At 64.9% G+C, this 10,441-nt stretch carries 8 protein-coding genes; 6 read left to right on the forward strand and 2 right to left on the reverse strand.

What is annotated here, in order from left to right:
- Positions 1 to 242: 242 nt before the first annotated feature.
- Positions 243 to 809 (reverse strand): phosphoribosylglycinamide formyltransferase, encoded by a 567-nt coding sequence (gene purN / locus L979_RS06420; RefSeq protein ID WP_047690638.1) that lies wholly within the window; start codon positions 807 to 809, stop codon positions 243 to 245.
- A gap of 71 nt (positions 810 to 880) precedes the next feature.
- Here purN and L979_RS06425 point away from each other — a divergent pair, with 71 nt between their 5' ends.
- Positions 881 to 1,375, forward strand: a complete 495-nt coding sequence (locus L979_RS06425) for a hypothetical protein (protein ID WP_156125448.1) — start codon at positions 881 to 883, stop codon at positions 1,373 to 1,375.
- Positions 1,376 to 1,422: 47 nt separating this feature from the next.
- On the opposite strand, the gene L979_RS06430 is transcribed toward L979_RS06425, so the two are convergent.
- Entirely contained in the window at positions 1,423 to 3,219 is a 1,797-nt protein-coding gene (locus tag L979_RS06430) for a DUF6350 family protein (RefSeq protein WP_156125450.1), read from the reverse strand.
- Positions 3,220 to 3,335: 116 nt separating this feature from the next.
- Between L979_RS06430 and L979_RS06435 the strand changes: the two genes are divergently transcribed.
- From L979_RS06435 to L979_RS15845, 5 genes are all read left to right on the forward strand, one after another.
- A complete protein-coding gene (locus L979_RS06435) occupies positions 3,336 to 4,523 on the forward strand; it encodes a glycosyltransferase family 1 protein (RefSeq protein ID WP_047690630.1) in 1,188 nt (395 codons plus the stop codon).
- Between the two features lie 225 nt (positions 4,524 to 4,748).
- Positions 4,749 to 6,989 (forward strand): choline BCCT transporter BetT, encoded by a 2,241-nt coding sequence (gene betT, locus L979_RS06440; RefSeq protein ID WP_156125452.1) that lies wholly within the window; start codon positions 4,749 to 4,751, stop codon positions 6,987 to 6,989.
- Positions 6,982 to 8,481, forward strand: coding sequence for an aldehyde dehydrogenase family protein (locus L979_RS06445; protein WP_047690632.1), 1,500 nt, complete (start codon positions 6,982 to 6,984; stop codon positions 8,479 to 8,481). Before betT ends, L979_RS06445 begins: the two co-directional genes overlap by 8 nt.
- A 45-nt stretch (positions 8,482 to 8,526) precedes the next feature.
- Entirely contained in the window at positions 8,527 to 10,119 is a 1,593-nt protein-coding gene (locus L979_RS06450; protein ID WP_047690635.1) for a GMC family oxidoreductase, read from the forward strand.
- Between the two features lie 129 nt (positions 10,120 to 10,248).
- Positions 10,249 to 10,410 (forward strand): hypothetical protein, encoded by a 162-nt coding sequence (locus tag L979_RS15845; RefSeq protein ID WP_156125454.1) that lies wholly within the window; start codon positions 10,249 to 10,251, stop codon positions 10,408 to 10,410.
- Positions 10,411 to 10,441 lie beyond the last annotated feature (31 nt).

Consider the following 10,441-nt stretch of genomic DNA (forward strand, 5'->3'; position numbering starts at 1 on the left):
GGTCACGGGGACACCTGCGGCGGCGATCTTCTGGGCGGTGGAGCCGGTGGACACAATGGCCACCCCGGCCCGGTTCAGCCCGGTGGCAAGCTCCTCCAATCCAGTTTTGTCGTAGACGGAAATCAGGGCGCGTTTGATGGGCGAACGATCCTGGGCGTTGGTCACGAGGTTTGGCTCCCGAAGTTGCAGGTGGGTGTCGGCCGGTGCCGGACTGGTGCCGCCGTGCATCTGCAGCGGCTGCTTCAGTTTACGGCGGCCACCAGCTTGGACACCGTCTCCACGTAAAGTTCCCGCTCCGCCATCTTGATGCGTTCATGGAGGCTGGATTCGTCGTCGTCGCTGAGCACAGGGACTGCCACCTGCGCCAAAATCTCCCCGGCGTCCACCTCCGGGACCACCCGGTGGACGGTGGCTCCTGTGATCTTGACCCCGTGCGCCAAGGCGTCCCGCACCCCGTGGGCACCTGGGAAGGACGGAAGCAGGGCGGGGTGCGTGTTGATCAGGTCCGGGGCAAAGGCCGCAACGAATTCGGCGTCCAGGATCCGCATGAATCCAGCCAGCAGCACCAGATCGGGCTGATGCTCGGCCACGGCGGCCTGCAACCCGCGGTTCCAAGCCGACCGGTTCAGGTACGCGGCGGGTTCCACCACAAAGGTCTGTGCCCCGGCCTGTGCGGCACGCTCCAGGCCTTGGCAGGGTTTGTCCGCTCCCACCGCCACCACCTGAGCGGGAATCCGTCCATCAGTCAGTGCGTCCAGGACTGCTTGCAAGGTGGTTCCGGAACCTGAGACAAGGGCAACGATCCGCATGATGGTGAGTTTACGCAGCCGGATGCAGCGCTGACCCTGAGCAGGAACTGGTTCCGCATAGAGTTGAGTCCATGAGTTCAGCACCGTCCAGGCCACCGTCACCGCCCCGCACGCCCACGCCCGGCCCCGATGGCTCCCAGGACTCCGGGAACTCCACCACAGCGGGGCACCGGGGTGGTCCGGACGCTGATCCTGCGCGCAAGCCACTGGGCATGGCGTTGCTGTCCCTGGGTGCAGCAGGTGCTGCCATGTTCATGACTTCCGGCCCGTTGTGGATGACGGTGGCCGGCGTGGTCTCCGGCGTGGCTGCCATGGTCTTCGCCGTCATGGCGCTGTTGGGCCTGCGCCGTGCCAGGCGCCGGTTGTTGATCCTGGTGGCCACCATGGTGGCCGTGGCTGTCGCTGGATTCGCCCTGCTGACCGGTGGCATTCGCCTGGTGTTCTGGGACACCGTCTCCGGCTATGAGCAGTGCCTGTCCCAGTCCGTGACCATTTCCGGGCAGGCCGCCTGTCAGGAGAGCATGGAGGACGACCTCCGAGGGCTGCTGCTACCTGGCATGAACTGAGTACACAGCTCACATCCGCCGGGCTGCTCACACACCACCGGCCCGAATCACTTGTCCCGGGCTGCCTTGCGCCGTTGCCTGCGCTTTTCAGCCGCCGCGTAGCGTTTCTGCGCTTTGAGGTCGACCTCTTCCATGCGGCGTCGTTGCTTCTGCTCAATGGCCGCCCGCCGTTGTTCCTCTCGGTCACGTTCCAACGCACCGCGGGAGGGCTTGGGCTGCTTCACGCGTGGTGCCGTGGTGGACGAGCCCGCAGACTGTTCGGGCTCGTCCTGCGGCGGGTCCGGCTGAGTGCCACGTTCGGCACCCCTCACCGGTGCGTCTGCGGGCAGGGAAGTTGGTGCTGGTTCAGGCGTTTCCGTAGGTTTCGGTTCCGCCTTGGCTGAGGGTGCAGCGGTGGGTGAGGTGGCGGGCGTCGTCGTGACCGGTGCGCGCACAGCCCGGCCCTGCTCCGCCCAGGGCCCGACGGCAGCCCCCAGGGCCGCACCGATGGCCACCTCCAGACCGATCACGGCGGCACTTTCCCAGACGCCGGGACCCACCAGATCCATGCGTCCCACACCCAAGGACCCGGAGGCCAGGGCCACCACAGCAGCCACGAGCAGTGCTGTGACTGCACCGATCAGCAGTCCGGTCACCACAATCACCACGGGGGCAGAAATCATGCGCCAGGGGATGCGAATGGCAATCCACTCGCCCAGGTGATTCTCCCCTTCCCGGACAAACCACCACCCGGCCAGAACACCGCACAGCACCACCAGGGCGGGAGCTGCCGCCAACACCGTGGGGGCGTCCTGGGGAGGGAGAGCACCAAAGATCGGCAGCAGCGGGAGGGTCTCCACCGAGCTTCCAGCCGGTGACACCAACGCACCCTGACCCAGATAGAAACCGGCACCGGAGGCCCAGGAGAGCGCCCAGACCACAAAGTTGGGCAGCAATGCGGCATGCAGGGCAAAGAACACGGTGTCCCCAGCGGCATCAGAGCCCAGTTGCTGCTGAATGGTGACAACCTGCTGCCAACCGATCACCAGGGCAGCGGCCACCACCAGGGCCCCCACGCCCAGAGCAGCCACCACCGCAACGGTTGCGGCGCGCAGCACCGCCCAGAGATAGGACCCGGCCCAGCGCATCTCCTGGCCGGCTTTCCGCGCCCGCTCCACCGTGGCTGCACCCACCAGGGCAGCGGGGGTGCCGCCTACAATCAAGGCACCACCTGCTGTGGCCACCAGCACGATCAGCCCACCCATCAACAGGGCCTGCAACGGGTGTACTCGAGCCATGCCGGTTTGAGTTGCCACGGCCACGGCACAGGCCACCAGAGCGTGAGTCATCGCTGTGGTCACCACGGCTGCAGCCAGCCCGGCACCGTACGGTGCCCGACGTGCCAGTCGCGTCCCTGCCACAAACGCCAAGACCGCCGTCAGTGCGCTGAGCCCCAACGGCGCCAAACTCACCACGCCGGTTTGGGCCTCAGCACCTGCCAGGGGCGCCACGGAGACTTCCAACGGGATTCCCAGGGACAACAGCCACAACTGAGCGCCGAGCCCCAGGCCCGTGGCCCAGGACAGATCTGCGGAGCCACCGGCCACCACTCCCAGCAACACGGCGATCTCCACCACCACAAGGGCTCCCAGGGCAATGGCAATGCCGGGAATCAGACCCTTGCTCCACGGCACGCTCGGCCCGCTCGCGGACCGCGACGACGACGATCCACCGCCCGAGGCCGTGGGGTACTGGGCGGACTGGTGCCCGTGGGTGCGTTCAGGCTGACGACGTGCCGATTTCGGCCGCCACCGGCTGGTGGGGCGAGAGGCTGTGTCCGGGGAAGTGGGCGTGCTGTGAGACATCGCGTCTATGGTCGCACGCCGGGCACTGCCGGGAGCATCGGGACGTTAACAGGGCTTTCATCAACAGGCCACCTGCAGGTGAACCACGGGTCAGCTCCGTCTCACAGGCTGAAATTGTGAGAATCGCCGTGATTGCAGAACAGTTCCTCCCCCACATGAACGGTGTCACGCACTCCGTGATCCGGGTCCTGGAGCACATGAAGGACCGTGGACATGACGTCATGGTGGTGGCCCCGGCAGCGGATCCACTGCAGCTGACCCATGTGGTGGAGTCCTTCGACGGCACAGCCGCCGGTGTCCCCGAACTGAGCGGTATCCAGGTTCATCGCCTACCGGCCGTTCCCCTGGCCGGCTACCCGGATGTGCGTGTGGCTGGCGGCACGGTGCAGCGCGTCCGCAGGATCCTCACTCGATTCAGCCCCGATGTTGTGCACGTGGCCTCCCCCTTTGTGTTGGGGTGGCGCGCCATTCAGGCCGCCCATCAGATCTCCGCGCCCTGTGTTGCCGTGTATCAAACGGACATCCCGGGCTACGCCGCCCGCTACGGCGCAGGTTTCCTTGAGGACGCCTTGTGGTCTCACGTGAGAACCATGCACAACACCGCCACGCTGACGTTGGCACCGTCCAGCACATCCATCCGGAAACTGCAGCGCCGGGGCGTGCAAAGGGTGATCATGTGGCGCCGCGGCGTGGATGCTGTGCGGTTCCACCCGGAGCACCGGGACCACCAGTGGCACCGTGACGTTGGCGGTGGCCGCAAGCTGGTGGGTTACGTGGGGCGCCTGGCCCCGGAGAAACAGGTGGAGGACCTGGCGGTGTTGGATTCCCTGACGGATGCGCGGTTGGTGATCGTGGGTTCCGGACCTGAACAGGAGCAGCTTGCGCAGCAACTGCCGAACGCGCACTTTGCCGGATTCCAATCAGGTCATGACTTGGCACGCATGATGGCCTCTTTTGACGTTTTTGTTCACCCCGGAGAATTCGAAACATTCGGCCAAACCATTCAAGAAGCCATGGCCTCCGGCGTTCCCGTGGTGGCCACCGGCCATGGTGGACCCGTGGACCTGGTGGACCAGTCCCGTAACGGATGGTTGTACGAACCCGGAAATCTGGGCCAGCTGCGCACACACGTCCAAGACCTCTTGGGGGATTGCGCCAAGCGTCATGCTTTTGCCACGGCTGCCCGCCATACGGTGGAGGATCGGGCCTGGTCAGCCCTTGGTGATCAACTCCTGGAGCACTACCGTCGCGCGTGGATCACCGCCGGCCGTGCTTCCACCGGCCCGCAGCGGATCAGCCTCTGAGCCCCTACCGGACACCCACAGAACAGCCTGCTTACATTTGACCGACGTCACAGTCTGTGTAGGCTGATGGTGCTCTCCACGGATTCCTGAAAGGGATTGCGCCCTCTTTGCGGTGCAATCCTTGATTGATTTTCGTGGGAGTTTTTCATTGCCACAGCAGGCTTTCCCGTAAGCCGCTGCAGCAGTGATCACGTCCCTTCCGAAAGTCCCTTTCCAGGAGGCACCGTGTCCGCGTCCACCAGTCCGTCAGCAGCAGGATCAGACGCTCCGCCGTCGTCACCCGAGCCCGCTCTGCCCCGCCGAACCTCCGCGGTACCCACCGCACCACTGGTCAACTGGTGGGTGCTGATCGTGACCGGGCTGGTGGTGATCGCCGTGTCCGTGTGGGCCATGATCGACCCCGTTCAAGCGGAGACCGCCATTGGGTCCGTGGTGGGATGGGTGGCCACCAACCTGGGCTGGTTCTACGTACTGACCTCCACCGTGGTGATCGTGTTCGTGCTGATCGTGGCCTTCGGACGCGCGGGCAACACCAAAATGGGTCCAGATCACTCCTCCCCGCAGTTCAGCCTGTTCACCTGGACCGCCATGCTCTTTGCGGCAGGTATCGGCATTGACCTGATGTTCTTCTCCGTGGCCGAGCCCGTGAGTCAGTACTACGCCCCGCCGTCCGGTGAAGGGCAGACCCTGGAGGCCACCCGGCAAGCGGTGGTCTGGACGCTGTTCCACTACGGCATCACCGGCTGGGCCATGTATGCGTTGATGGGCATGGCCTTTGGCTACTTCGCCTTCCGCCACGGCCTGCCACTGAGCATCCGCTCCGCGCTCTACCCGCTGATCGGGCGCCGCGTGTACGGCCGCGCAGGCGACGCCGTGGACATTGCAGCCCTTCTGGGCACCATCTTTGGCGTGGCCACCTCCCTGGGCATTGGAGTGGCGCAGCTGAACTACGGGTTGTACCTAATGTTCGGCATCCCGGAATCCACCGCCGCCCAGGCAGCACTGATTGCCGTGGCCGTGATCATGGCCACCATCTCTTGTGTGTCCGGCGTCGACAAGGGCATCCGGCGCCTGTCCGAACTCAACGTGATTCTGGCCATCGCCCTGCTGCTCTACATCCTGGCCACCGGTCAGACCGCTTTCATCCTGGATGCCCTGGTGAACAACCTGGGCGATTTTGTGGCGAGCTTTGGCGGCATGACGCTGAACACCTTTGCCTATGAGGACGCCGGAGACTGGATGGCCGGATGGACGCTGTTCTTCTGGGCCTGGTGGATCGCCTGGGCGCCATTTGTGGGCTTGTTCCTGGCCAGGATCTCCCGCGGGCGCACACTGCGTGAATTCGTGGTGGCAACCATGACCGTGCCGTTCGCCTTCATCCTGATCATGATTTCCGTGTTCGGAAACAGTGCGCTGGCCATTGTCACGGGCGGCAACGATGCCTTTGGTGAAGTCGCCATGAACCAACCGGAGCGAGCCTTCTACTCCCTGTTGGAGCAGTTCCCCGCAGCACCGGCAGTCATTGCCGTGGCCACGGTGACCGGCATGCTGTTCTACGTCACCTCGGCAGACTCCGGCGCCCTGGTGATGTCCAACTTCACCTCCACCATTGCCGATCCCCGCCAGGACGGCCCCACCTGGTTGCGCATCTTCTGGTCCGTGGCCACCGGCGTGTTGACGCTTGCCATGTTGATCGTGGGTGGGATCACCACGTTGCAGAACGCCACCTTGATCATCGGACTTCCCTTTGCGGTGGTCATGTACTTGATCATGATCAGCCTCTGGAAAGCCTTGCGAGTGGAGATCTCACAATCGCGCAGCTCGGACACCTCCAGGGCCTCGGCCGTGGCCGGCAGGTCTGGCCGCGGCACGGAGGGTCACTGGCGCCGTCGTTTGCGGCGGGCCACCTCCTACCCCAGCCCCGCCCAGGCAACGCGGTACCTGGACCAGGTGGCTGAACCTGCGCTGCTGGAGATCCAGCGGGAGATTCGCTCGGAAGGTGGGCTGGCAACAGTGGAGCGTCTGCCTGTGGAGGCTGCCGGCACGGACTCCCTGACGCTGCGCGTGGACATGGCACCGGAGCGCGACTTCATGTACCAGCTCTACCCCGTTGCTGCGCCCATCCCGTCATTCGGCCGCCCCGATTCACGACCCACCCAGGATGCCTACGTGCGGTTGGAGGTTTTCTCCCACACCGGTTCGCACGAATACGACATCCTGGACTACAGCCGCGATCAGATCATCGACGACGTCCTGGACCATTACGAACGCCACCTGGAGTTCCTGCGGTTGTCTTCCTCCCAAGGAAGTGCCACGCAGCTGTCACTGGATCCCCGGGCCTTGCCCACGTGGGAGTCAGAGGACTTTGACACCAGCCTGAACACCGGGGTGATCCCCACCGTGGCCACCGATGCACAACCCGAGCCTGAAACCTCCTCCAACCGGAAGGACCGCACCCATGAGTGAGACCCTCTACATCAACGGCCAGTGGGTGGCCCCCGTCAACGGCGGGACCCGGGACATCCACTGCCCCGCCAACGGCGAGTTCGTGGCCACGGTGGCTGAGGCCTGCGCCCAGGACACCGCCCGCGCCATCGCAGCAGCTCGGGAAGCCCACGACGACGGCCAGTGGGCCGCCGTGCCCGCAGCGCAACGCGGTGATCTCCTCCTGAAGGTGGCTGCCGCCATCCGCGAGCGCAAGGACGAGTTCGCCCGGGCCGAGTCCCTGGACACCGGGAAGCGTCTGACGGAGTCCGAGACGGACATGGACGACATCGCCGCATGTTTTGACTACTTCGGCAAGATCGCAGCGGAACACGCCGGGCGCATGGTGGATGCCGGCATGCCAGAGGTCGTCTCCAAGGTGGTCACCGAGCCGGTGGGTGTGTGCGGTCTGATCACTCCCTGGAACTACCCACTGCTGCAGGCCGCCTGGAAGGTGGCTCCGTGCCTGGCCGCGGGCAACACCTTTGTGCTCAAGCCGGCCGAGTTGACTCCGCACTCCGCGATTCTGCTGATGGACGTGCTGGAGAAGGCCGGTGTTCCGACCGGTGTGGCCAACCTGGTCCTGGGTGCCGGTGCTGAGGCGGGTGCTCTGCTGTCCACCAGCGAGGACGTGGACATGGTCTCCTTCACCGGCGGCCTGGTCACCGGCTCCTTGATTGCCCAGGAGGCGGCCAAGACCATCAAGAAGGTGGCCCTGGAACTGGGCGGCAAGAACCCCAACGTGGTGTTCGCTGATGCCGACTTTGACGCTGCCGTGGACAACGCCCTGAACGCCGCCTTTGTGCACTCGGGGCAGGTGTGTTCTGCCGGTGCCCGTCTGGTGGTGGAGGAATCCATTGCGGACAAGTTCGTGGACGAACTGGTCCGCCGCGCACAGCAGATCAAGCTGGGTGGCCCGTTCGACTCCCAGGCAGAAACCGGAGCGCTCATTTCTGCCGAGCACCGGGACAAGGTGCACTCCTACGTGGAGCGCGCCCGTGAGCAGGGCGCACGGGTGCGTTGCGGCGGCGCCTTTGGCACGGGAAAGTCCGCAGATGGCACTTTGGACCTGGAATCCGGGTACTACTACCTGCCCACGGTCATCGATCAGTGCACCCGGGACATGGATTGTGTGCATGACGAGGCCTTCGGTCCCACGGTCACCGTGGAGACCTTCACCACGGAGGATGAGGCCGTTGAGATCGCCAACGACACCTTCTACGGCCTGGCAGGTGCCGTGTGGTCCCAGGACGCCGGGCGCTCCCAGCGCATTGCCGCACGCCTGCGCCACGGCACCATCTGGATCAACGACTTCCACCCCTACCTGCCCCAGGCCGAATGGGGCGGCATGAAGCGATCAGGCGTGGGCCGCGAGCTGGGTCAGCATGGGTTGGCCGAGTACCAGGAGGTCAAGCACGTCTACCAGAACACCCGCCCCGCCGTGACCGGATGGTTCACTGACCACAGCGCCTGAACCGTGCCCACCCATGGATCGGAAGACACCGGAAGAAAGAGGATCATGACTCCCAACGCCCCTGGATCGACTGAACGCCAGATCCCCACCGAGTTCGACTACATCGTGGTGGGTGCAGGTTCAGCCGGTTCTGTCGTCGCTGCCCGCCTGTCCGAGAACCCGGACGTCACCGTGGCGCTGATCGAGGCCGGCCCCCATGACAAGACCATCCCGGAAATCACCACACTGAACCGCTGGATGGAGTTGCTGGAATCCGGCTACGACTGGGACTACCAGATCGAGCCCCAGGAGAACGGCAACTCGTTCATGCGCATGGCCCGCGCCAAGGTGCTGGGTGGCTGCTCCTCCCACAACTCATGCATCGCGTTCTGGGCACCGGCCGAGGACATCGACGAGTGGGAGGAGAAGTTCGGAGCCACCGGCTGGAACGCGGAAACAGCTTTCCGCCTGTACCAGAAGCTGGAAAACAACCAGGACGACGGCGCCCACCACGGCCATGACGGCCCCGTCCGGTTGCGCAACGTCCCCGCCACAGACCCCTGCGGTGTGGCTGTACTGGATGCTGCCGAGCAGGCCGGGATCCCACGCGCCGACTTCAACACCGGCAAGACCGTGCTCAACGGCGCCAACTTCTTCCAGATCAATGCGCGGGAGGACGGGACGCGGGCGTCGTCGTCGGTGTCTTACATCCACCCGATCCAGGACGAGCGCGCCAATCTGTACGTGCTGCCAGAGACACAGGTCAAGGAACTGACCTTTGATGGGGAGACCTGCACCGGCGTGTCAGTGGTGGACAACGCGTTCGGCACCGCCCGGGCGCTGACCGCCCGCAAGGAAGTGGTGGTCTCGGCCGGCGCCATCGACACCCCCAAGTTGCTGATGCTCTCCGGGATCGGTCCCGCCGAGCACCTGCGCCAAGTAGGTGTTGAGGTGCGCGTGGACTCCCCCGGCGTTGGTGAGAACGTCCAGGACCACCCGGAGGGTGTGATCCAGTGGGAGGCCAAGAAACCCATGGTCACGGAATCCACCCAGTGGTGGGAGATCGGACTGTTCTCCCAGGTGGACCCGGACACGGACCGCCCGGACCTGATGATGCACTACGGTTCCGTGAACTTTGACATGCACACCTTCCGGCAGGGCTACCCCACCTCGGACAACGCGTTCTGCCTGACCCCCAACGTCACCCACGCCCGCTCCCGGGGGACCGTGCGGCTGCGCTCACGGGACTTCCGGGACAAGCCCATGTACGACCCCCGCTACTTCACGGACCCGGAGGGCTACGACATGCGCATCATGACCGCCGGTTTCCGCAAGGCCCGGGAGATCGTGGCGCAGGGTCCCATGGCTGAGTGGGCCGGTCAGGAGCTGTTCCCCGGCCCGGACGTGCAGACGGACCAGGAATTCGCCGATTACATCCGCCGCACCCACAACACGGTCTACCACCCGGCGGGTTCCGTGCGCATGGGGGCCGACGACGACGCCCTAGCTCCCCTTGACCCTCAGCTGCGGGTCAAGGGCGTCAAGGGCTTGCGCGTGGCTGATGCCTCCGTGATGCCGGAACTGGTGACCGTGAACCCCAACATCACGGTGTTCATGATCGGCGAGCGGGCTGCCGAGCTGATCGCAGCCGACGCCTGAGGTGCCTGTGCTCCGTTGAGGTCATGGGGATGTACGTTTTTCGGCCGAAAAGCGTACGTCCCCCATGCTCTCGGCACGGCGGGTGCCTGGGCGTAGAGATCAGGCACAACATCCTGCTGAGGAGGAGTGATGAACGTGGTGCAAGACAATGGGTTTGAGATCGTGATCGGACTGCTGATGCTGTTGCTGTGGGCGGCAGTGGTGGCCGGAGCAATATCCGCTCTGATCTACCTCCCCAAGATCTCCCGGCAGCTCAACCGCATGGAAAAGCAGGGACCCCACAGTCCATGACGCACGTTTGACAGGGAAAGAGCCATTCTCA

Origin of the sequence: Kocuria sp. ZOR0020 (assembly GCF_000800955.1) — a bacterium.
Lineage (GTDB): Bacteria > Actinomycetota > Actinomycetes > Actinomycetales > Micrococcaceae > Kocuria > Kocuria subflava.